The organism is Lactiplantibacillus daoliensis (assembly GCF_005405005.1).
Classification (GTDB): Bacteria; Bacillota; Bacilli; order Lactobacillales; family Lactobacillaceae; genus Lactiplantibacillus; species Lactiplantibacillus daoliensis.
This window is the reverse complement of record NZ_BJDH01000002.1, coordinates 276,201-299,060: the sequence shown is the minus strand read 5'-3', so window position 1 is coordinate 299,060 and position 22,860 is coordinate 276,201. Positions and strand designations below refer to the sequence as shown.

Below are 22,860 nucleotides of genomic sequence, written 5' to 3'. Positions count from 1 at the left end.
TTTAAAAACTTGATGACAATGTACACAGATAATAAAAATAACAAATTATTCATAGGATGAGATACGGGTTACTTGTTTTTGGCGATATTAATAGATTTATATTACAGCATCTGAATTGAATGTCACACGACTAGATGCTACTATAATTGCTGTAACAGCAAAGCTCAGTAAATTAAGTTAGTTTTGTAATGAACGGAAAATTAAAAAAATCAACGAAAGATTCGGGGAATTTCAATTGAAACTGGGAATGACAAAAGTAATCGCATCGCTCATGCTTAGCACAGCACTTTTACCGGTAGTTGTCAGTAAGGCCGACTCAGCAACAAGCGGTTCCAAGCCAGCTACGGCTAAAACAGGCCAAGCGGATGATAGCAGTACTGATTCAACGAATAAGCAGCAGAATACGTATGTACAGGCCAGTGAAACTCAAGTTGATCCAGAAGAAGTGGTGGTCTCCTCATCGCTACTGCGCGAGCAAGCGGTTTCGACCGAGTTGACTAAGACGGTGGTCGCCAATAGTACTGCAACAATGCCACTGGCAGGGAGCGTAGCCAGCTCAACCGCTAGTCAGAGTTCACAAGCCAGCGCTGGTTCTGCCACTAGTCAAGAATCAGCAGCCAGCGCCGGGTCTGCTACCAGCCAAGGATCACAAGCTGAACCTAATTCAGCAACCGGTCAAACATCAAGAGCACGTTTGGCTGCACCAACGAGTCAAACTTCACCGGCTAGTGCTAGTTTGAGTTCAGAAACGAGTCAAAGCTCACAAACAAGTGCCAGCTCGGAGACAAGCCAAAGTTCACAAAGTTCTGCAAGCTCAGCGACCAGCCAAAGCTCGCAAGCAACCAGCGAGTCTGCGACCGAAGCAACGACGCCTGCACCAGATAATTCTAAAGTTAAGTCTAATAATACACTTGGACCGGGGTATTACGATGATATTGTGATTACGCCAAGATTAGCTGGTTATCAGGACCAATTCTTTAGTGAAATTAAAGCTGGCGCCATTTCAGGCTGGCAGAAGTACGGTGTTTTACCGTCAATCACTGCTGCTCAGGCTATTCTTGAAAGTGGCTGGGGGCGTTCTCAGTTGTCAACTCAAGGAAATAACCTGTTCGGGATTAAGGGGAGCTACAACGGTCAATCAATTATGTTCCCAACTCAAGAATGGGGACCAAATGGATATTACACGGTTAATGCTGCGTTTAGAAAATACCCTAATTGGTCAGCCAGTGTGGAAGACCACGGCCGTTTCTTAGATGAAAATTCCCGTTACAGTAATTTACTAGGTGAACGTGACTATCAAAAGGTTGCGCGATTGCTTCAACAAGATGGTTATGCGACGGATCCTAACTATGCGAATGCTTTAATCAATATGGTTAATAGCTATGGTCTGCAAAGTTGGGATCAAGAGGTTGCCAATATTACACCGGGTAAAGATCCAGTTCCAGGTGATACGAACAGTGGCAATAATAACAACAATAATAGTGGAACGGATACTAATTCTGGTCGTTATGTTTTCAAAGCCAAAACAGATATTCATGCCGAAGCCGACATGTCTTCAGCAGTTGTCGGATCATATAACGCCGGTGAAAGTGTCTACTACTCGGCCAAGGTTGAAGCCAATGGCTATACTTGGTTGAAGTATCAAGCTTATTCTGGCAAGACTCACTACATTGCAATTAGTGGTAACGGCAATGGCAATGAAAATAACAACAATAGTAATAACGGTAACAATAATGGTGGACAGACCAACGTTACCACTGAAAGTGGCAACTTCAAGTTTAGTGCCAAGACGACTATTCGTAATGCGGCTAGCAAGTCGGCACAGGCAGTCGGGACTTATAATGCCGGCGAAAGCGTTCATTACAATGGAAAAGTGACTGCAGAAGGCTTAACTTGGCTGAAATATACCTCTTACTCTGGTGCAACACGCTACGTGGCAACTACCGGTGATACAGTCGAAACGCCAAATCAACCAACCGTAGTTCCAGCGTCCGGCTCATATCGTTTCAACTATGATACGGCAATCAAGACTGCGCCACAGACCAATGCCCAAACGGTCGGGACGTACCGCGCTGGGGAAACCGTTTATTATAATGGTAAAGTTTCAGCAGAAGGCCAAACTTGGCTGCGTTATCAATCTTATTCTGGTGCTGTACACTATGTTGCTATTAACGAAAGTAATAACAATAATAATCAGGATACGAAGCCAGTTGTGGTGTTACCACAGACCGGATCATATCGGTTCAATGAAACAACTGCCATTAAGAGTGCTCCTGACAATAACGCTCAAACCGTGGGAACTTACTATGCGGGTAACACCGTTTACTACAACGGTAAAGTTACGGTAAATGGTCAAACTTGGCTACGTTATCAATCCAATTCTGGTGTTCAGCGCTATGTTGCAATTGGTGGTAATGTCAGCAGCTCAGCACCAACTCAAAACATTGCGCAAAGTGGTAGTTATCGTTTTACCACGACGACAGCCATTAAGAGTGCACCAAACGCCAATGCTAGTACTGTCGGGACCTATGGCGCTGGTGACACCGTTTATTACAACGGCAAAGTCATTGCCAATGGCCAAACGTGGTTGAAGTATCAGGCTTATTCTGGTGCGACACATTATGTGGCCATCAGTGGTGTTGCTAATGCTGGCACAACAAGTGTCACTAATGATAGCGGGGCATTCCGATTCACAAATACAACCGAAATCCGGAATGCACCGAGCATGAGTGCCGGTGTGGTCGGTCGCTATAACCAAGGCGAAACTGTTTACTATAATGGCACGGTTAAGGCTGAGGGCCGAACTTGGCTGAAATACCTAAGTTACTCAGGTGCCACGCATTACGTGCCACGGTAACGTAATCAAGGTCAGATAAATAAAAATTTCCTGAATGGAAAACGGACAACCTGGTTGGCAATTAGCTAACCGGGTTGTTTTTGCGAATCATTGCAATCGCTTACATTGTCTGCTATACTAAATCCATCGGAAGAATCTCAGGTCAGTAGCATCGTTACCCAATTGTTGTAACAAACCCGTCAAGTGATAGCTAGTGCAGTATACAGCGTTTCCGCTAATTTCGGATAACCAGCTGACCAACTTCCATCTATTGATGGCACGAAATATCCATGGAGGGCATGTAGCCGCCAATCAAATGCTCAAGGATGTGGATTGTGACGCAATGATGTTTGAGGGATGAAGAATTCCACACTCAATTTTATGATTCTTCCAAAACAGGGCTCACATGTGGGGCTCTTTTTTATTTCGTATAGTATGATAAAGGTAACCTAAAGCTGAGGAGCTGATATTAAATGTACTATGTTTCAATGAAAGACCATGAAATTGGTCGGAATTTAGCAACTGAACAATATTTGATGAACAATGTCGAATTTGATGAACCATTAGTCCTGTTTTATTATGAGGAACCTTGTATTATTGTTGGACGTAATCAAAACACATTGGAAGAAATCAATGCGGACTATGTGCGTGAACATAACATTACAGTAACTCGTCGTCTTTCTGGTGGCGGGGCGGTTTATCAGGACCTTGGCAACTTGTGCTTTAGTTTTGTGGTAGATAGTGACAGTCAAGAATTTGGGGACTTTAAGACATTTACGCAACCAATTATTGATGTGTTGCATGAAATGGGCGCTACGACTGCCAATGTCAGTGGCCGCAATGATTTATTAGTTGATGGTAAAAAGTTCTCTGGCAACGCCATGTATTCACGAAATGGTAAGACGTTCTCACATGGAACCTTGATGTTGAATGTTGATCTGAACGTTGTGCCTAATGCTTTAACGGTACCAACGGACAAGATTGCTTCTAAAGGTATCAAATCGGTACGTAGCCGGGTCACTAATTTGCGCCCATTCTTAGCACCTGAATATCAAGATATCACGGTACCAGAATTCCGGGACACGTTATTGACAAAATTATTCCATGTTGATTCATTAGATGAAATCAAGGATAAAGAATATCAAGTCACCCCAGAACAACAAAAAGCCATTGATAAAATTTATGAAGACTATTATGCTAATTGGGACTGGGTTTACGGTAAATCACCTGAATTCTCAGTAAAACGGCGTCAACATTTTGACATGGGGACGATCGATGCGCGGTTACAAGTCACCGATGGTCATATTCAAAATATTAAATTCTTCGGCGATTTCTTTGGTAGCGGAGACGTGCATGACGTTGAAAAAGCCTTGACTGGCCTACGTTATGACCATAATGTGATTGCTGAAAAGTTAGCGGACCTTGATTTGAATCGTTACTTTACAGGAATTCCTCGCGAAGATGTTATCGACCTAATCGCCGAATAACAGGAGTGATTGTTTGAAACTCACACGACTAGTCGCATTTGCGTTTGTTTCCTTTTTTTGTTACGGTATCGTCAATTGGATGATGTCGACCAGTCATTTGCAACTACAAACGACTAAGGTCGCAAGTGGTCAGATGTGGCAAGGCTTATTAATTGCCTTAGTACTGTATTTACTTGGGACACTAGCGGTTTATCTGAATCGGATGCTGGGTTTTTATGTCCTAGGGTTAGTCTTAGTGATTTATTCATTGGGGCTGATTAGTGCTTTGATGTCTGGTTATCAGAGCAATGCGGGCATGGAAGTCAAATTACTACTTGAAGTTGTGGCCGCGATTGGATTGGTCGTTAACTTCTATACGGTAGTCTTATTGACTCGTTGGCGTCACAAAACTAACTAAATGAGGGATAGTATGCAACGAAACGTACAAACATTTATTGATGAAGTAACTGCAGAGAAACTTGCTCAGACGACTGTGAAAGCCGCGTACGAGCATTTGGATGCGCAAGTAGCTAATTGGTTAGATGGCTTCTTAGACAACGTGCAGGCGGACAAATTGGCGCAGGCAACGCTAACCACTGAGCATGAACCAGCGATTAGTTTTCGGTTGGAAACGAGTGTCATCAATTTACCATTGGCGAACTTGACTGAAATCGGCAAAGTGACGGTTGCAGAAGAAACGATGCCAATCAACCTGTATATGATTGCTGAATCAGAAGCTTTTCGATCCGGTCTCAGGATTGATGAATTAGGTTCAGCTGAGAAAGTCTTAGCTGATCGAGTTGCGGCTAAAGATTTACTAACGACATGGTTGGCGACACAGACAGAGCGGTTAGACGAAATTATGTCTGCAGGCGAATAATCTTTACAGCACTTTAATGATAAATTTACATTAATCAGTTATAATGTGAACATGGTATCAGAGCCAAACTAATACCTTCAGAACGAGAAAAAGCCATCACCCTTGATTGGAGAGCGCCCAATCAGTGGTGATGGCTTTTTTAATTTGTGGCGACATGGTGCTGTTTAAAGGCTTGATAGGTATAACGACCAAGCATCGGAATAAAGATTAAGGCGAGCATGATCCAAGTGAAATTACTTTCCACAAAGGGCCAATCTCCGAAATAGTAGCCGAAGAAGCAACAACTGCCGACCCAGATGAGGACGCCCATGAAATTCCAAAACTGAAAGTGGCGCCAATCCATTGCCGTGGTGCCAGCAATCACTGGAATAAATAAGCCAATGAAGGGAATAAAGCGCCCCCACAGCATAGAGGGCTTTTCATGTTCATCAAATAATGTACGGGTCGCGTCTAGTTTTGGGGAGTTTAGTTCCCGTTTAAGGCGATTTTGATGGGACAGTCGCCGTTCGGTACGGCGTGTCAGAGTGTATTTCAACATGGCACCGCTAGTGGCTGCGGTAATAAAAATAAGTAATAATAGCCAAATATTTAACTGTGAACTTGCGTTGGCGGCAATCGAACTGCTGAGGAACAATAACGATTGACCGGGCAAAAAAGCGAACGCTAGAAAGGCTGATTCTAAGAAGATAATAGTGAACAGTAACCCATAAGACCAACCGCCAATTTGGTTGGTTATGGCAACTAAGTAACTCAATGGACGTAAGAGAATCGTCCAGGCAATGGTAAGCCATGTCATAAAAATTCCTCCTGTGATACCGACTTAATATACCATTTTTGTGTTGGAGCGCCAAGAATAATGACGAGCAAAACTTGCAACTAGGGATGAAAGATGATAGAGTTGCTATTGCGATGAGTCGATAAAGTCAGATCATCAGTGATGGTGGTTCCGCGCGAGCGGCTTGTGACTAATATTGATAGCGGGACATGTTTTTCCGACGTATTTCGGAATGTTTGGGTCAATGACGTTGTGGAGCGTCACCCCCGTTGGTTTTTTGCCAGCGCCGTGACTAGAGCGAGCTAACTGTATTTATACAGTCGGCTCGCTCTTTTTTTCGAATTGTTAAGATTGTGTTTAATCCTGAAAAAGGTTGGTAAATTCACACAACTTAAGGTATTCTTGTCTCAAGAGTCAGATTAATAATTTTGGGGAGTTGACTCATAATGAAGAAATTAATGATTAGTACATCCGTATTGGTTGGCGTAGCAGTCTTGGGGGGCGGTTATTTGCTTTGGCCAAACGGGTCCCAAAGTGCCACGCCAGTTGCGACGACTACGACGAGTTCGGCAGTCACTAAGAAAGTCACTAGCCCGGCCGCTAAGGCGGCATCAACGAAGACTAGTTCGAAGCAGTCGGCGAATGATTCAAGCAAATCAACATCTTCGTCGCAAACAACACCCACAGAAACAAGTCAGTCGAGTTCAGCTAAAACAAAACCGACGACTACTGCGACAAGTACGAGCGCCACTGGAACAGTCGCAACCGATAACTTAAGCGCTGATCAGATCAATGACTGGGTCTGGCAACAATTGGCTGCTGAATATCAAGGGACTAAAACCACTAAAGCAGATTTTGGCTTTAATCAGACGAAAAAGGCAGACGGGTTGGTTTATATTGAAGTTCGAGAAACCGGTAATAATCAAGTTTCACATTTAGCCGGCATTTTCCGGGTGAATGCTAACGGACAACTTGAAAAACAAGATACCGCTAAGGGTGCCGATGCTTGGGATGTAGTTGCCCAAGCTTATAAATAGATCTTGACTTAAAGTGGACTTTAAAATTTATGATAATGATTGTAAAAGCTATCAAGTGTTAGACTTAGTGGAATTAAGTGGGAATCCTCGAATGGTAACGAGGGTTCTTTTTTTTTTGAAAAAGTAAGCGCCTTCTTGAACAATTGGTCAATCTACGGCATACTAGTTAAGAAGATTTGTATGCACAAATTAATTAGGGGGGTGAAAAAATGGCCAAACAAAAATATGATGCCTATGATCGAAAAGTTGGGCGCACGGTGCTAGTCATTGCTAAGTGGGTCGCCATCGTGGCTGCCTTAATTGGTCCGTTTGTCATGATGTTTAATCATAACTGGGGCCTAGAACTTGGCACTTTAAGTGTATTGTGTGGTGGCGTGGCACTCTGTTTTGGGCCAACAGGTCGCACAGCTAAAGGTCAATGGTTGGCGTTGCTCTATACATTGGGTGTTGGCATCGCCGTCTTACTGTACTTCGCTTTAGTTTTAAAATTCGTTCATTTTTAAGGTAGTGCCATTATTTAATAAGACTATTCTGGGTTAACGCTCGGAATGGTCTTATTTATGTATGATCAAAAGATTGAATTTTTTGAGACAAGCAGATTGCCTTAGTGTAGGACTAAGGGGGTAAGCTAGTGTCAATCATCAAATTAGGAGTGATTACATGACAACAATTACAGAGACTTTTACGTTAAATAACGGCTTAAAAATGCCAAAAGTTGGTTTTGGGACTTGGCAGACGAAACCGGGTCAAGAAACCTATGATGCTGTTAGCAATGCGCTGAAAGCTGGTTATCGTTTTATTGATACTGCCAAAGCTTATCGTAATGAAAAGAGTGTTGGTGAGGCGTTACATGATGCCAATGTCAAACGTGAAGACATTTTTGTCCAAACAAAATTACCTGCTGAATCTAAGAGTTATGACGCGACTATGGCAGATTTTGAAAGTAGTTTGACGGCCTTAGATTTGGATTACGTTGATTCATACATTATTCACGCGCCATGGCCATGGGCTCAGATGGGGTCCAACCATGATGCTGAAAATCGTGAAGTTTGGCGTGCGATGCAAGATATTTATAAGAGTGGTCGGGCTAAATCGGTTGGGGTTTCAAACTTTAATTCCGCTGATTTGGAAAACTTGCTGACTTGGGATGGTTTAACTGTTAAACCTGCTGTTGACCAAATTCAATATTATGTTGGTCATACGCAGAAAACTGTCGTACAGACGGCGGAAGCAAATCAGATCGTGGTTCAAGCCTATTCACCATTGGCAACCGGTGGCTTGTTGGACAATGCTAGCTTAAAGGCGTTGGCGGACAAGTATCAAGTTTCCGTGCCACAATTGGCCTTACGCTTCATTATTCAAAATGGTGTTGCGCCATTACCAAAGGCACGGGCGATGGCTCATGTTGAAGCCAACGCGCAACTTGATTTTGAAATTGATGATCAGGATATGGCAACTTTAAATGCCATGGTTGATCGTAATGGTTATCATCCAGTCGGTGACTAACTAGTATGTGTGTTTAGCGGCGTTACCTGTCAAAGGGGATGCCGCTTTTTAGTTGCGTTAAAGTTCACTTTAAGGGTTAAACTGAGCTTGAAGTTGAAAAATAAGGAGTGATAGTAATAATGACTAAAAGATTAATTGTGACTTATTCGTGGTCCGGCAATACCGCTAAAATGGCCACGGCTTTACAGCAAGTAACAGGTGCTGATCAAGTCATGTTGACTGTTGCAGCGGACACATTTTCAACAGATATGTACGCGACTTCGGATATTGCGAACCAACAACTTGCGAGTGGCAAGTTACCGGCATTAACGAATTCGTTACCTGATTTGAGGCAATATGACACAATTTTAGTCGGTGGCCCGGTTTGGTCGGCCAAAGTTGCGACACCCGTGCGGCGCTTCTTAGCTCAGTTAGGCGATTTTCGCGGCATCATGTTGCCGTTCTATACGGATGCAGGAACGCCAGGAAGTTATGAAGCTGATTTCGAAAAATTATTGCCTGGGTCCGTAACTTTTAAAGCGGGAATTGGGCTGAGTGGGTCGCAATTAGCTAAAGCAAACACGATTTTACAAACTTGGTGGCAAAAAGAAAATTAATATTGCTTTCTGGCTTGCCTTGAAGTTACTGCAAGGGGTTATGCTAAGCACATCAAATAGAAATTAGAGGTTAATCAAATGAAAAAAGTCTTAATTTTAGCTGCAAATGGTCAAATTGCCCAGCTGGTTGAACATCGGATTTTAACGGAATCGGCATTCGAAGACGTCGACTTGACCTTGTTCTTACGCCATGCGAATTGGCTCAGTGATTTAGCAGATAATCCGCGGGTCAAGTTGATTGATGGTGATTTAACGGATTCTCAGGCGGTGAGTGCGGCGATGGTTGCCCAAGATATTGTCTTTGTGGCGGTGGTTGATCATGATGCTCAGAATCGATTGACGAAAAACGTGATTGCCGGGATGCAGGCTAACCATGTGGAACGGGTCTTATTTACAAATGTCCTCGGGATCTACAATGAAGTTGCTGGTGAATTTGGTCGTTGGAATGCTGCTTCGATTGGCAGCGGCTTGACAAGTGCACGGCGTTCAGACGATTTATTGCAATCCTCTGGTTTAGATTACACAACGTTGCGGTTGCCATGGTTGAACGATCGTGATGTGGTGAAGTACACGGTCACAACTAAGGATCAGCCTTATAATGGCGTTTCTGGGTCACGGCAGAGTATTGCTGACGTGGTGCTACAGGTTATTGCTAGTCCAGATAAATACAGTCGTGATAGTATTGGGATTGCTGATCCCGCCACTCAGGGCGAAGACCGGCCTGTCTATTAGGAGGAATTTTAAATGAATATTAAAGAAGCTAGTGAGCAGACTGGCGTTTCGTCAGCGGCGATTCGTTATTATGAAAAAGAATCCTTGATTCCGCCGATTGACCGGACTGAAGTTGGTAATCGCGATATTGACGCCCGGATTTTGCAACGGATTCGCTTTGTCACCCAAATGCGGTCAGCTGGCATGAGTATTGAAAGCTTGCGGCGTTATATCCAATTATTCGATGCTCAGGAAGATAATACGAAGGAACAAAAAGCCATTTTGACCGAGCAACTGGCCGTCATGGAAGAGAAACGTGACGATTTACAGGCGGCAATCGATCATCTGAATTATAAATTAAATCATTATGATGATCATATGGTATCGACTGAAAACGAATTACGTGAGTTGGAACGTCAACATCAAGCTAAAGTTGATTCGGAAGATTAATGGCAAAAAGAGTCGGGGTCAAACTGGTTTGATTAACGTTGGTTGAAATATCATTGACAATGGTGTTAATCGCCCAGCAAGGCTGTTTGACTGTGGTTTTCAAGTTAAGTTGAGTTTTAAAGTGGTTTGATTACTGGTATATTTTATTTGCATAGAGTTAATAATTTCTTTTCTTTTTGGGTTCAGTGCCATAAGAATAGCAGGGATTATCATCTCTGTGTTATACATAAGATTCAAAAAAAGGACTGTTCCGAGAAATTATCGATTTCTCGGAACAGTCCTTTTCAATACGTGAGCTGGGAATCTTGTCCCAGAATTACCCTTTTTTTGCCAAAACGATCAATGTTAACGCGTGCTGTTTCTGAATCCTGGTAAAAGAAGGTAACGTTGTTATAGCCTTTTTGATTAAATAATTCAGAAGCGGTTCTACTGATATTATCTTTCACCCGATTTAATCAATTGGCAAAATCCGCTTGTAACTGTTCCACGAAACGCTCAGCTATTGGCGAAAAGACTTGGTACTTTTTCCAAATAATATACATCTTCGTTTTTAATTGGGGACTTAGTGGGCGAAACGTCAAACCACTAGTCGCGCTGGTATCACAAAGACCCTTAAATGACAACAGTTTTCCCAGCCCGCTTCGAACAAAGACCGATCCATTAAATACCAAGTTGGTCGTTCCAATCAAATTTAAATTAAAAACTTCGTCACCTGCCCAGCGCGGGATATCATTTTTAATCGCTTGTTCAGAACAGATGATTGCTTGATGTTTCAAATCAGTCGGTGTAATGACTTCTTTTTGGGATAGAGGGTCTTCTTGCCGCATTACAACGCCCCAAGTGTCGGCACCAGGTATCTCTAAGTAAGTGTAATGATCTAGACGCGGTGGTTCAGCGATAATTGCTAAATCAGCCAATCCCTGATCAAGTTTATCGGTAACCAGCTCGGTATCTCCACTAACCAAATGAAAGCGCAAATCTGGGTAGTGTTGACGAAAAGTGCTAACGGATGCTGCCAAGTACCGAATCGATTGTGATTCGGCACAACCAATATAGAGATTTCCTCCCGTAAGTGTCGTCATAGCAGAAAATTCTGCGCTAGTTTTGTCCACCATCGCTAAAATATCTTCGGCCCGTTTTCGCATTAATGTTCCAGCAGTCGTCAATTTAATACCATAGTTATCACGCTGGAATAATTGCTTACCAATCTCATTTTCTAAACCCTTCAACTGTTTAGACAAAGTCGGTTGCGACACATGCAAGGCTTCAGCGGCTCGTGTAATACTAGCCTGCCTTACTGCTTCAACAAAATATCTTAGTACTCGAATTTCCATAACTATCCCTTCTAAGTGAACCAGTTATTCTAAAATCGAATAACTAGTTATCATTACAAAGTATTATACATAATTGAACGCAGCAGGTAAACTGTAATCACAGTAAGGGAAGGACAAAGCATGACTAACGCAAACAATAAACTTGGACTGCTCGAACAGAATCTCGCGGATGCAGGCTTTAATCAAACTGATAGTCAAAAAATCTTAGCTAGCTTTAACCGTGGCGATTATACTTGCCTGCAGCAAATTCTTCAGTGTCAGCGTCAACAATTGCTACAAACATTGCGCCAAACGGAATTTCAAATCGATTGCCTAGATTTTCTTGCTAACAAATATCATTAATCAAAAAGGAGATAAACACATGCAAAACGAAAAATTAACGCTTACCAAAGAATGGGATAAGACATTTCCGAAGAGTGATTTAGTTGATCATCAGAAGGTCACTTTCCATAACCGTTACGGAATCACTTTAGCCGCCGATATGTATACCCCTAAAAACGTCACGAGTAAACTGGCTGCTATCGCTATTAGCGGACCATTTGGAGCCGTAAAAGAGCAGTCTTCTGGTATCTATGCCCAAACGATGGCTGAAAAGGGATTCTTAACAATTGCTTTTGACCCTTCATTTACCGGAGAAAGTTCTGGTCAACCTCGATTCATGGCTTCGCCTGACATTAACACCGAAGACTTTCAAGCTGCCATTGACTTTTTGTCCATCCAGCCAAATGTTGATCCTGAAAAGATTGGGATGATTGGTATCTGTGGTTTGGGTGGGATGGCACTCAATGCTGCAGCTTTAGATACTCGGGTCAAGGCTACTGCAACCATGACCATGTATAATATGAGTCGGGTCAATGCTAACGGTTACTTTGACAATGATGATAGTGAAGTTGCTCGTCATGAGCTGAAGGCGACACTCAATCAACAACGGACTGTCGATTATCAAAGTGGGCGTTACCAACGAGCTGGCGGTGTCGTTGATCCATTACCAGACGATGCGCCACAATTTGTTAAAGACTATCACGCTTATTACAAGACCAGCCGGGGCTATCACGCTCGCTCAGTTAACTCAAATGATGGTTGGAATACAATTGGCACAATGTCCTTTATTAACCAACCGATTTGTCAGTATTCTAATGAAATTCGGAGTGCTGTTTTGATGGTCCATGGGGATCAAGCACACTCTTATTACTTCAGTAAAGATGAGTTCAAGAAAATGACGACGAATTCTAAATATACTGAGAATAAAGAATTCCTGACAATTCCAGGAGCCGTTCACACTGACCTGTATGATGGTGGCGTGAACCATAACTTGATTCCGTTCAAAAAATTAGCTACCTTCTTTGCACAATATTTAAACTAACGAAATTTGAAGTTAACGAAAAAGTCTTTCGATTGGCTTATCGGAGGCTAGTATATCTGAGTTAAGGGTTAAGCCACTGTCATAGTGAGATATTGGAGTTATAAAATGAAAAATGTATTGATTCTTGGCGCAAACGGTCAAATTGCGAAATTAGTTCGCGATAGATTATTGAAGGAAACTGGAGACAATTTAACATTATATTTACGTCATTCTAATAGATTAACGGTTAAGAACCCTAGTCGAGAAAAGATTATTGATGGAGATGTTAATGATACTAAGAAGTTGATAGAGGTCATGAAAAATCAAGACATTGTCTATGCAAACTTAGGTGGTAAATTTGGGCCAATGGCAAAAAGCATGATACAAGCGATGAATACCAGCAATGTAAATCGCCTCATTTATGTGGGTGGATTAGGACTATATCATGAACTTCCGAAAAAATTTGATGATTGGAATGAGAACGTTATTGGGCATGAAGTGATGGAGGATACCCGACGCGCGGCTAAGGTAATTGAAGATTCGGATGTTAATTTTACGATTCTGCGCTGTGCATACATGACTAATGAAGATAAAATCGATTACGAATTGACAGAAAAAGGCGAAGAATATAAAGGCACGATTGTCTCACGTAAAAGCATTGCTGATTTGATTGTTAAAATCATTAAAGAGCCAACAATTCATCAAAAATCAAGTTTGGGAATTGATCAACCAGGTACCGATGGTGACAAACCAGTTGGTTACTAGGATTAGTCCTGAGGATATATTGTGCGAGTTAACGAACCGAACCTATAAGGCACGTATGTCTAACTTGATGTTCAATTACGATATGGCGCTTTCAAGTTAACAAAAGTGGTCCTGGAAATCATAAAATGACTTCTAGGATCACTTTTTAACTACTCATCAACGGATAAATATGACGCTGAATTTTCTGGCAATACGCATTGTGTCAATGACTAAAACGATACAGCCAGTACTTTTGTGGCTGATTGGATGGTCAAACGACTGTTAAACCGTTAAAACAATCACATTATGCTCAGCACATCTTGATTCTTTCAATCATCAGAAGGTTTCAAAATATGTCTGTCCCAGACTGTTTTGTTAATGCTGATAGTGTTTCTTGAAGATGAAGCCGATGAGTAATGGTAGGCCTAATCCGCATCCCAAGACTCCGAAGACAGTCGTAAAATTACTGCGTTCAATCAGCCAGCCGATGATTGGAAACATCAGAATCATGACGACGCTGAACAACATGCTGGCAACACTCAGTAAAGTTGCACGTTGACCGCTTGGAATCAGCTGATTGTAATAGTTTGAAAGTAACGGCTCGATAACCGCCTGTAAAACGTTGACGGCTAAATAACTAGCAACTAACCAGCCGATATTGACCCAGAACGCGCTGGTTAAACTAATTGTTAATAGCAAGGTTAAAGTAATCAGGAGTTTTAATTGTGAAACCTGTTTTTGCAACCAAGGGGTTAGTTGGACGCCTCCAACGTTTAAAATGGCGGTCATGACTAAAATTCCGGAAATGAGGGGACCACTAAACCCATGGCTGGTCATCACACTTTGAAAATAGTAGTAATAGGTCGTGCCAATTGCGCTAAAAGCGGCATGAAATAGCATTAATCGTCGCAGTTGCGGTAACTGATGTAACCAATGCGCAGCTGCCCGCGTAATTTGCCAAATCGAATTGGTCGTAGCGACGGTTGCTTTCGCATGTTGTGGTTCGCGCAACGCTAAGATGACGATAATTGCGAGGACGGCGGCTGCGGCATAGAGCCAATAAGTCAGTGCCAGATAACCATGAATAAACCAACCCGCCAGCAACACGCCAATGGTATCGACTAATTCAATGGTTAAATTCATATTTTTAGTCACAACGGCAAATTTATCGGTGGCCTGATGATCTGCTAAGGTGTCATAGAGCAAGGCTTCAATCGTGCCAGATTGGAGATTATAGGCCCAAGCTTGCAAGACAAAACCGAGGGCGAACCACCAGAAGCTGTGGGCCGTCAGCATAATGAGTGCGTGGCAAATGGCGGCAACCCGACCGGCAATTAAAACGGGCTTGTCACCGAAACGGTCAGCCAAAATACCAGAGGGGACTTCGGAGAGGAGACTAGTGAAGTGAAAGAGACTTTCACATAAGCCAATTTGGACTAACGAAAGGCCTCGTTGTTGCAAGAAAATCACCCATAAACTGGTGATGCCGAAAAAAGCTAAGGCGGTGTAGCCGTAGCCTAGATGGAGGTTGCGGTGCATGATTTTGGTCATAATTAACTCCTTCAAGGGTTGTGCAAAACGCTAATGGTTAGGTTGCTGTGACAGTGATAAAGGTGACTTTGACGGGTTGAAAAAAGTGCAGACTAAGCCCCTTGAAGGACAGTTGTAAAAATAATATTAGTCAGCAGGTTGATCCAACCTAATAAGTCAAAAGACACACTGTTTCACCACTTTCTTGGAATTTGATGATAATTGTAACAGTAATCTAATATTCAAACAAGGCAATTTTAACAACTAGCTTTCGTAAAAAAATTAGTGACCTCTGTTCGACAAAATAACTGAAATGTTGTGACAATGTTCCTGCTTAATAGTGTTTCACCTTAACTAATGACGTATAATGTTAATGGGGTTAATCAAATGCGATGGTAATTTGTTGCAATTTTTATTCAGCTAAGGGGACAGAAAAATGACTAAAAATGAACAAAAAAAAGCGATTCAAATACGCCGGTATAGTTGGTTATATTTCAGTACGTTAGTATTAACTTTAGTGAGCCCATTTGTACTGGGACGGGTTGCAAGCGCTAACACAGAGGCGGCCGAGTCTAGTAATACAACGGATATGACCCAAACTGAGCGGTCAGCAGCGACTAAAACAGTGGTTATAAAAGGGTATTCAGCACCAACTTCACAAACTAGTGACAGTGCTGCAACAACGACTGGTGATACGGAAAAACAGGACACAAAAATTGAGGACACTAATAAAAGTGTCACAGGAGCTACAACGACTCCTCAGAAAGATAAGACACTCAATGAGACGCCGAGTTCGGCTTCAGGTCAACCTAGCCAAACGCAAGTAAGTGAAAAAGCGCCGACTGAGACTAATGGTGTAACTACTCAGACAACAACGTCTGAAACGGCTAAAAATTCACAATCAGCTGGTAGCAATAATCAGGTACAACCGACCGAAACTGAAGCGAAGGCGACATCAGTTGCAAAACAAGTGTCGGTTAGCAAACTGAGCAATCGTGCGGCAATCCAAGCAAAGTTGGCGGCTGACCCAGATGATGATGCTCAGGTGGTCAACTTTACGGATCGTAATCTCGCTAATCAAGTTCGAACCAGTTTGAAGTTGGCGGCTGATGCCGATATTACAGTTGGTGATATTCGCAATTATACGGGGCAAACCGTGGCGATTGGGACGGAATCCGCGCCAATCGTGGTAACTAGTTTAACGGGGATGGAAGCATTTCAAAACTTGCCTGTAACTAAAAAGTTAAATCTGTACGTTTATTTAGCAAATCCTCAAGGACAGGCAGATCTGCGTGCTAGTGGATTCGATTTAACACCGCTAGAAAATTTACGCTTTAGTGAACTTGGTCTGTACACCGCCTTTTTTGCAAAAGTTGATGTGACACCACTGACTAAATTAAATGTTGATAATTTAAGGTACTTTAACTTGCAACCTGATTCCAATATTGTGGCCAACTACCATGCTGCCCAAAATGCAAATTATGGGTTAACCAATTCCCAGTTAAAACAATTAGCACCAACTATGATTGCGATGAGTAATAATCAGGTGACAAGCTGGAAAATGATTCAGTTGGCAGACAACGCCTTGACTGACTTTTCTGTCTTAAATGGCATGAATTTAACGACCGATATGCGGATTTTTGCGGTGGGACAGGCCGCAATTAATTATCAACCAATTAATATCGTGGCAGGTCAACCGCTGACTTATACGGCAGATGAACAGATTGGTATTAATGGCGAAGTTTTGCATACGGCTTATGACCAATCTAATGTGATTACACCCGTGTATACCTATGATGAAAATGGAAATATTACATCAGTGACTTGGAATTCAGCACAATATTTAGGTGATAATCAATTTTATATTGCGGCGCCAGCGAAAAATGCTGTCACTTTTTATCACGGCCAGTGGGGTTATTTGGGACATACGGGTGATACTGATTACTATATAAACAAGTATTATGGTGCAATTAGCAACAGTGTCCAATTAATGACGGATGCTATGATCTTCCGGCCAACTAACTGGCAAACGGCGCCATCAATCACGATAAACTATTTGGATCAGCAAACGAATCAAATCATTCAAGCCCAAACGGTTTTAGGCACAGATAAGGCCGTGGGAGATAAGGCCGATTTAACTAGTTTGACTAGTATTGACGGTTATCAGTATGTTGGTGCTAGCGTTGAAAATTTACAATTAATTTATACCGCGGCTCCACAGACCGTTAATTTGTATTTTACTCCCGCTAAAGCAGAGGGCACTGTGCAGATTAATTACGTAGATGACACGACCGGACAGGCTTTAACGGTGCAGACGGTGACCGGGACTCAGGGGACACATAGTGACTATGCAACAGCGCCGACAGTTCAAACTTATCTTGAACAAGGCTATTCATTAGTGAGCGATGATTATCCTAGTGATGGGGCTATTTTTGAAGCAACACCAGGAACCTTTACTGTGCACTTAAAGCATGCCGGTACCAGCGTTAGTGACCAGAAAATGGTCACGCAAACGATCCATTACGTCTATGCGGATGGCACGCAAGCGGCACCAGATCAGGAGACCACAATTGTGTTTAATCGAAGTGGTGTTAAAGACCAAGTCACTGGCATAATTGGACAGCCACAACGACTCAGTTTGATGCTAAAAATGCGCCGATCATTGCTAACTATGCTGCTACGCCAGCCGTTGTTGCAGCGGTAGATGGCATTACGCCAACAAGTGATAATATTGTGACAACTGTTACTTATCTTGAAGCTGGGAGTCCTTCAACGTCTACGGATGATGTTATTAATCCTGGGATAAAGCCACAACAACCGAATGGCGAAAAAGGAATTGAGCAGTCAATCCCCACAAGAAAAATAGCTGGTCAGCCAGATCAATTGGCAGTAACCATGACTCGCCCGACTCAAACAGCTGCGCAAAAATCAAGCAAGTCACAAGAGCATCAAAATCAGTTGCCGCAAACCAATGAAAAGTCGACAAACTGGTTAGCATTGGCTGGTGTTGGTTTGATGACCTTGTTAAGTGCAGTTGGCATTGAACGTAAACATTAGGCAATTAAATTAAAAAGAGTTGTTACTTACTTGGAATAGGCTGAGTAAATAACAACTTTTTTGATGGCAAATTCAACTAGTACATTTTGCGGTTTATAAGTGGTGGCTTGTCATTACCAAAGAACCGATTAGCCCTAGATTGAAAATAAGTCACTTGCAATCGGGAACGTATGTTCGTATAATGGCCATTAAAAGGTTGGTGATTTTAATGGCACAAGTTGTTCCGCGTGAAAAGTGGCTTTATGATGACCGTGGTATGATTAAGTGGATGGGATGGATTTTGAGTGACCATAGTGCTTATATGGAAAGTGAGAGTCAGCAAGCACAACCGCGTGAGGTTAAACCTGAAATGCCAGCGGACGAAATCGCTGCTAATCTAGAAGCAGCTTGGAAAAGTGGTCAAACGGTTTTAATTCAAAGTGATACGTTGGAAAACAATTGTTTTACTGCTGAATATCAAGGCGTTGTGGCCGGTTATCAAGGAGACCAGATTTATTTACAGCTCGCTAATGACAGCGTTAAATTTTTTCATCTTGATGAAATTCGCTATGTGGAATTAGTTGCGGCTGACAAATGGTGGGCCTATGATATCAGTTCAGGTCGATAAAATAACTATTAGGGTTTAGGGGAAATTGTATGAAGAAAAGATTGATGTTGTTTGTGGGGCTTGTTTTACTATGTGTTGGGCTCGTTGCTTGTGGTAAGACTGAAAAGTCAGGCAGTACTAACCGAAACGTTTCTGAGTTAGCCAATGCTAGCAAGTATGAACCAACATTATTTTTCCATGGCTGGGGAAGTAGTTATCGTGCTGAAGATCAGATGGCGCAGTCACTAGTCAAGGCCGGTCTGACGAAAACAATCATGCGGGCGACAGTCTCAAAAACTGGGAAAGTAACCTTGACTGGACGTTTTCACAAGCATGATTATCAGCCAATTGTAGAAGTTAATTTCCAGGACAATCGCAATGGAAATTCCCAGCAATGGGGGCGGTGGGCCAAAGCGACGGTGATTAAGCTACAACAGACTTATCACATCAAAAAGTTTAATATGGTTGGTCATTCGATGGGAAATATGGCCATCATGTTTTATTTGCTTGGTAATACGAAAAGTTTACCTAAATTGCAAAAGCAGGTTGATATTGCCGGCCACTTTAATGGAATCTTAGGTATGGGCGACAAGCCTAATCAAATGATGCTAAATCGTGCTGGTAAACCTAATAAGATGCAAACTGACTATCGCTCATTGTTAAAGTTACGTCAGACATATCCTAAAAATCAAATCGCTGTCCTAAATGTTTATGGTAACAAGCAAGATGGATCACATTCGGATGGCTCAGTTAGCAATGCGTCTTCCAAATCATTACGTTATCTGGTTGCGACCAGGGCAAAGTCTTATCAAGAACAGCAGATTACGGGACCAAATGCTCAGCATAGTAAGTTACATGAGAATAAGCAAGTTGATAAACTGCTCATTAATTTTTTGCGAAATTAAGTGATCAGGCGGTCAGATTAGGGAGTAGTCCAGTCAGGTGCTACTTTTTAATTTTCAATTTTTTTCAAATAGAGGCTTGCCATTTAGAACGTATGTTCGTATAATATAGACTAAAGAAGTCGGAATTGTGATTGATGATTCAGCCTGATTGTCAACAACTCGTGTCAGTAAATCTGATGAAAAGTGGTGGTTTTATGCCGACACCCCTTGATGATAAAAGTCGGTTACCAGAACGTGACATTATGTGTATTGATTGCAAGTCATTTTTCGCAAGTACGGAAGCAATCCGGCGCGGTGAATATCCATTAGCTGCAAAAATTGCAGTTTTGTCACGTTCAGAATCGCAAGGCGGCTTAATCCTAGCTGCTTCTCCAGATACTAAACGGGACTATAATGTTCGGTTGGGAACTCGAAAATATGAAATCAAATCAAATATGGATATTGAATTAGTGGCACCGCATATGCGTGATTATATTACCTTAAATTACCGGATCAATCAGATCTTTCGTCAATTTACGGATGACGCCCATTGGTATGTTTACAGTATCGATGAAGCGTTTATTGATGTGACCCATAGTCATCGGTTGTTTGGGTCGAATCGTGATATTGCGACTCAGATTCAGAAAAAAGTTTTCAACGAGACGGGGATTGTCACGACCGTGGGGATTGGTCCGAATCCACTGATGGCAAAGCTCGCATTAGATAACGAAGCCAAGGAACAAGCCCCTTGGCAAGCGGAATGGCATTATGAAGACGTGCCCACTAAGCTTTGGCAAATTGCGCCCTTAACACATTTCTGGTCAATTGGTAATAAGACTGCTGATAAGTTGGAACGGATGAACATTCATACGATTGGCGACTTGGCCCATGCCGATCGGAAAGCGTTGCGCAAAAAGTTTGGTGTTTTAGGCGATGCACTTTATTTTCATAGTTGGGGCATTGATTATTCCGATTTAGCCAAACGTTATGTTCCGCGGGCTGAAAATAAAGGTTATGGGAACAGCCAAGTGTTAATGCGGGATTATACAACCCGGCAGGAAATCGAAACGGTGCTATTTGAAATCTGTGATCAAGTGGCGACGCGTTTGCGCGAACATGATGTTTTGGGTGAAGTCGTCAGTGTTCAGGTTGGTTTTTCAACCGCGGATGATGCGGCGCAACACGGTTGGAGTGCTCAGACTAAAATTGATCCGACCAATCAGACAAATGATCTTATTAGAGCAGTTCAATATTTATTTGAAAAGCGCTGGCAGGGGAATGCCTTACGTAACTTGGGTGTGCGTGTCAACCGCATCAGTAAGCCTAATAGTTTACAGCTATCCTTATTCAGCAATCAACGCCAGGCAGAAGCTAATTTAAAGTTGGAACATACTATTGATCAGATTCGTAGTCGGTATGGTTATCGTGCGATTGTCCGTGGTTACAGTAAAACGGCTGCTGGCACAGCGATTGACCGGTCAAAACTGGTTGGTGGTCATCAAGCATAGGAGGCTAGGGTCATGTTGAAAGAGTCTAAAACGTTACTGGCTAATTTTGATAAGTATTTTTTACGGCGTTATCAATGGCGTTATCATTTAATGATTGTGGATAATCATTTATTCGATTGTTATACGTTCTTTTTGCAGGCACAGCGCGCCAATGAGAAACTGTTACATAGTTATGATCTCTTAGAAATTCCGCGCGACGAAGCGTTATACCAACAAGTTTTAGCAGACTTGCAGGCCCATACAAAGTTGTCGATTGAATTTCGAAATACCCATCATTTGGTGCATCCTGGGACTAATATTGTGCATGATTTAGAACATGGACACGGTCGATCAACAAGATACCGTCCCGAGACAGATTAAAAAACGCTAAGCAATCTCAAAATAACCGGTTTGCTTAGTATTTTTTTATTTTGTCAATTCGAGACTAGAGCTTGAAGACTAACGATAACTGAGAAATTGAAAAGGTATCTGGCTAAGTAGTCACCAGGTTATACGTAAAGAGTATAGAAAGGCATTAAAATTAGGCATTTTACATTGTCATCATATGACCGTATGATGTTGTCAATGAGTTAAACTGGGAGAAATTATGAAATGGGTCGATGGAAGATAGATGGGTGCCATCATTTTAGGTGATGCCGACTTGAATCTGGTCAGTTGCTGTTGCTAAGTAGAAATTTAAAATAGGGGATTTTTTAATTATGCCAATGATTGACGTTTTTGCACACGTGTTACCACCAAAATTTTTAGCGAAGATGGTCGCCATTAACCCGAAGATTTTAGATCAATTTCCGTATATGAAGAATCCGCTGTTGACTGATATGGCCAAGCATTTGGTCAGCTTACCGGCTGGACATCAGCAAGTGATCTCGGCGGTCAATTTAAATCCAGAAGATTTTGTTGATTCTGAGCAGGCTGCGGACTTATGTCGTTCGGCGAATGAGGAGATTGCCGCAATGGTCCAAAATAATCGCGCAATTTTCCCAGCAGGGGTTGCCATGTTACCGATGAACAATATTCCGGCCGCCTTGCGACTGATTGATGAGCAAATTGTGGGTAGTCATGAATTAGTCGGTGTGCAGCTCTTTACGCAAGCACTAGGTAAGCCGATTACCGACGCAGCTTATGAACCGATTTTTGCAAAATTGGCGGCTATCGGGGCACCAATTTGGTTACATCCAGTCTTTGATACTGCTAAGACGGATAACAATATCACGTTTAGTTGGGAATATGAATTAACACAAGCGATGAATGGGATTGTTGCTGCCAAATATTTCCGTAAGTATCCAACATTAAAGGTCATCGTGCATCACGCAGGTGCGATGGTGCCATTCTTTAGTGAACGAATCAAATACATTCAGTCTGCTGAAAACTATGCAGATTTTAAAGCTTTTTATGTAGATACGGCAATTTTGGGTAACCCGAAAGCCCTTGAGTTAGCGATGGATTTCTTTGGCAATGACCATGTCTTATTTGGAACTGATTCACCATTTGGAATTCCACCCGTAGGTCCGACGGCAATTATCGAGCAGGCGGTCAATGCAATGCGGATTACCGCAAGTCAAAAACGACAGATTTTTAGCGATAATTGGCAACAGTTGACGGCGTAGCGATTTTCTAG

At 42.3% G+C, this 22,860-nt stretch carries 22 protein-coding genes and 1 pseudogene; 20 read left to right on the top strand and 3 right to left on the bottom strand.

Features of this window, described 5'->3' with window-relative positions:
* The first annotated feature begins 247 nt into the window (after nucleotides 1-247).
* The 4 genes from FFM64_RS03785 (at nucleotide 248) to FFM64_RS03770 (ending at nucleotide 5,182) form a co-directional block, all read left to right on the top strand.
* Nucleotides 248-2,857 carry an SH3 domain-containing protein gene (locus FFM64_RS03785; protein ID WP_223876883.1) on the top strand — a complete coding sequence of 870 codons (2,610 nt, stop codon included), beginning with the start codon at nucleotides 248-250 and terminating at the stop codon, nucleotides 2,855-2,857.
* Between the two features lie 452 nt (nucleotides 2,858-3,309).
* A complete protein-coding gene (locus tag FFM64_RS03780) occupies nucleotides 3,310-4,323 on the top strand; it encodes a lipoate--protein ligase (RefSeq protein ID WP_137606664.1) in 1,014 nt (337 codons plus the stop codon).
* A 13-nt stretch (nucleotides 4,324-4,336) separates the two neighbouring features.
* Nucleotides 4,337-4,720 (top strand): hypothetical protein, encoded by a 384-nt coding sequence (locus tag FFM64_RS03775; RefSeq protein ID WP_137606663.1) that lies wholly within the window; start codon nucleotides 4,337-4,339, stop codon nucleotides 4,718-4,720.
* A 12-nt stretch (nucleotides 4,721-4,732) separates the two neighbouring features.
* A complete protein-coding gene (locus FFM64_RS03770) occupies nucleotides 4,733-5,182 on the top strand; it encodes a hypothetical protein (protein WP_137606662.1) in 450 nt (149 codons plus the stop codon).
* A gap of 139 nt (nucleotides 5,183-5,321) precedes the next feature.
* Here FFM64_RS03770 and FFM64_RS03765 read toward each other — a convergent pair whose 3' ends face one another.
* Complete coding sequence (locus FFM64_RS03765) at nucleotides 5,322-5,978, bottom strand: VTT domain-containing protein (protein ID WP_137606661.1); 657 nt, start codon at nucleotides 5,976-5,978, stop codon at nucleotides 5,322-5,324.
* A 425-nt stretch (nucleotides 5,979-6,403) separates the two neighbouring features.
* Between FFM64_RS03765 and FFM64_RS03760 the strand changes: the two genes are divergently transcribed.
* The 6 genes from FFM64_RS03760 (at nucleotide 6,404) to FFM64_RS03735 (ending at nucleotide 10,257) form a co-directional block, all read left to right on the top strand.
* Nucleotides 6,404-6,994, top strand: coding sequence for a hypothetical protein (locus tag FFM64_RS03760; RefSeq protein ID WP_137606660.1), 591 nt, complete (start codon nucleotides 6,404-6,406; stop codon nucleotides 6,992-6,994).
* Between the two features lie 209 nt (nucleotides 6,995-7,203).
* Complete coding sequence (locus tag FFM64_RS03755) at nucleotides 7,204-7,497, top strand: hypothetical protein (protein ID WP_137606659.1); 294 nt, start codon at nucleotides 7,204-7,206, stop codon at nucleotides 7,495-7,497.
* Nucleotides 7,498-7,654: 157 nt separating this feature from the next.
* Nucleotides 7,655-8,500, top strand: a complete 846-nt coding sequence (locus tag FFM64_RS03750) for an aldo/keto reductase family protein (protein ID WP_137606658.1) — start codon at nucleotides 7,655-7,657, stop codon at nucleotides 8,498-8,500.
* Between the two features lie 119 nt (nucleotides 8,501-8,619).
* Nucleotides 8,620-9,096 (top strand): flavodoxin, encoded by a 477-nt coding sequence (locus FFM64_RS03745; RefSeq protein WP_223876882.1) that lies wholly within the window; start codon nucleotides 8,620-8,622, stop codon nucleotides 9,094-9,096.
* Between the two features lie 78 nt (nucleotides 9,097-9,174).
* Entirely contained in the window at nucleotides 9,175-9,828 is a 654-nt protein-coding gene (locus FFM64_RS03740; RefSeq protein WP_137606657.1) for an NAD(P)H-binding protein, read from the top strand.
* Nucleotides 9,829-9,840: 12 nt separating this feature from the next.
* On the top strand, nucleotides 9,841-10,257 hold the full coding sequence (locus FFM64_RS03735) for a MerR family transcriptional regulator (RefSeq protein WP_137606656.1): 417 nt from the start codon (nucleotides 9,841-9,843) through the stop codon (nucleotides 10,255-10,257).
* Between the two features lie 455 nt (nucleotides 10,258-10,712).
* Here the strand turns inward: FFM64_RS03735 and FFM64_RS03730 are convergent, their stop codons facing one another.
* Nucleotides 10,713-11,591: a LysR family transcriptional regulator gene (locus tag FFM64_RS03730; RefSeq protein ID WP_137606655.1), complete on the bottom strand. Its 879-nt coding sequence runs from the start codon at nucleotides 11,589-11,591 to the stop codon at nucleotides 10,713-10,715.
* Nucleotides 11,592-11,711: 120 nt separating this feature from the next.
* On the opposite strand from FFM64_RS03730, the gene FFM64_RS03725 reads away from it, so the two are divergent.
* The 3 genes from FFM64_RS03725 (at nucleotide 11,712) to FFM64_RS03715 (ending at nucleotide 13,698) form a co-directional block, all read left to right on the top strand.
* The gene (locus FFM64_RS03725) at nucleotides 11,712-11,933 is read left to right on the top strand and encodes a hypothetical protein (protein WP_137606654.1); all 222 of its coding nucleotides are present in this window, start codon (nucleotides 11,712-11,714) and stop codon (nucleotides 11,931-11,933) included.
* A gap of 19 nt (nucleotides 11,934-11,952) precedes the next feature.
* Nucleotides 11,953-12,954 (top strand): alpha/beta hydrolase, encoded by a 1,002-nt coding sequence (locus tag FFM64_RS03720; RefSeq protein ID WP_137606653.1) that lies wholly within the window; start codon nucleotides 11,953-11,955, stop codon nucleotides 12,952-12,954.
* A gap of 105 nt (nucleotides 12,955-13,059) precedes the next feature.
* Nucleotides 13,060-13,698: an NAD(P)H-binding protein gene (locus FFM64_RS03715; RefSeq protein ID WP_137606652.1), complete on the top strand. Its 639-nt coding sequence runs from the start codon at nucleotides 13,060-13,062 to the stop codon at nucleotides 13,696-13,698.
* Nucleotides 13,699-14,052: 354 nt separating this feature from the next.
* Here FFM64_RS03715 and FFM64_RS03710 read toward each other — a convergent pair whose 3' ends face one another.
* Complete coding sequence (locus FFM64_RS03710) at nucleotides 14,053-15,228, bottom strand: MFS transporter (protein ID WP_137606651.1); 1,176 nt, start codon at nucleotides 15,226-15,228, stop codon at nucleotides 14,053-14,055.
* 415 nt (nucleotides 15,229-15,643) lie between these two features.
* Here FFM64_RS03710 and FFM64_RS12310 point away from each other — a divergent pair.
* From FFM64_RS12310 to FFM64_RS03675, 7 genes and pseudogenes are all read left to right on the top strand, one after another.
* A pseudogene (locus tag FFM64_RS12310) lies at nucleotides 15,644-17,901 on the top strand (mucin-binding protein); the annotation flags it as partial.
* A 39-nt stretch (nucleotides 17,902-17,940) separates the two neighbouring features.
* Entirely contained in the window at nucleotides 17,941-18,264 is a 324-nt protein-coding gene (locus FFM64_RS03700; protein ID WP_137606650.1) for an LPXTG cell wall anchor domain-containing protein, read from the top strand.
* 208 nt (nucleotides 18,265-18,472) lie between these two features.
* On the top strand, nucleotides 18,473-18,871 hold the full coding sequence (locus FFM64_RS03695; protein ID WP_137606649.1) for a DNA-directed RNA polymerase subunit beta: 399 nt from the start codon (nucleotides 18,473-18,475) through the stop codon (nucleotides 18,869-18,871).
* Nucleotides 18,872-18,900: 29 nt separating this feature from the next.
* The gene (locus FFM64_RS03690) at nucleotides 18,901-19,755 is read left to right on the top strand and encodes an alpha/beta hydrolase (protein WP_137606648.1); all 855 of its coding nucleotides are present in this window, start codon (nucleotides 18,901-18,903) and stop codon (nucleotides 19,753-19,755) included.
* 194 nt (nucleotides 19,756-19,949) lie between these two features.
* Nucleotides 19,950-21,242 carry a Y-family DNA polymerase gene (locus FFM64_RS03685; protein WP_137606786.1) on the top strand — a complete coding sequence of 431 codons (1,293 nt, stop codon included), beginning with the start codon at nucleotides 19,950-19,952 and terminating at the stop codon, nucleotides 21,240-21,242.
* A gap of 12 nt (nucleotides 21,243-21,254) precedes the next feature.
* The gene (locus FFM64_RS03680; RefSeq protein WP_137606647.1) at nucleotides 21,255-21,602 is read left to right on the top strand and encodes a hypothetical protein; all 348 of its coding nucleotides are present in this window, start codon (nucleotides 21,255-21,257) and stop codon (nucleotides 21,600-21,602) included.
* Between the two features lie 338 nt (nucleotides 21,603-21,940).
* Nucleotides 21,941-22,849: an amidohydrolase family protein gene (locus FFM64_RS03675; RefSeq protein WP_137606646.1), complete on the top strand. Its 909-nt coding sequence runs from the start codon at nucleotides 21,941-21,943 to the stop codon at nucleotides 22,847-22,849.
* Nucleotides 22,850-22,860: the final 11 nt, after the last annotated feature.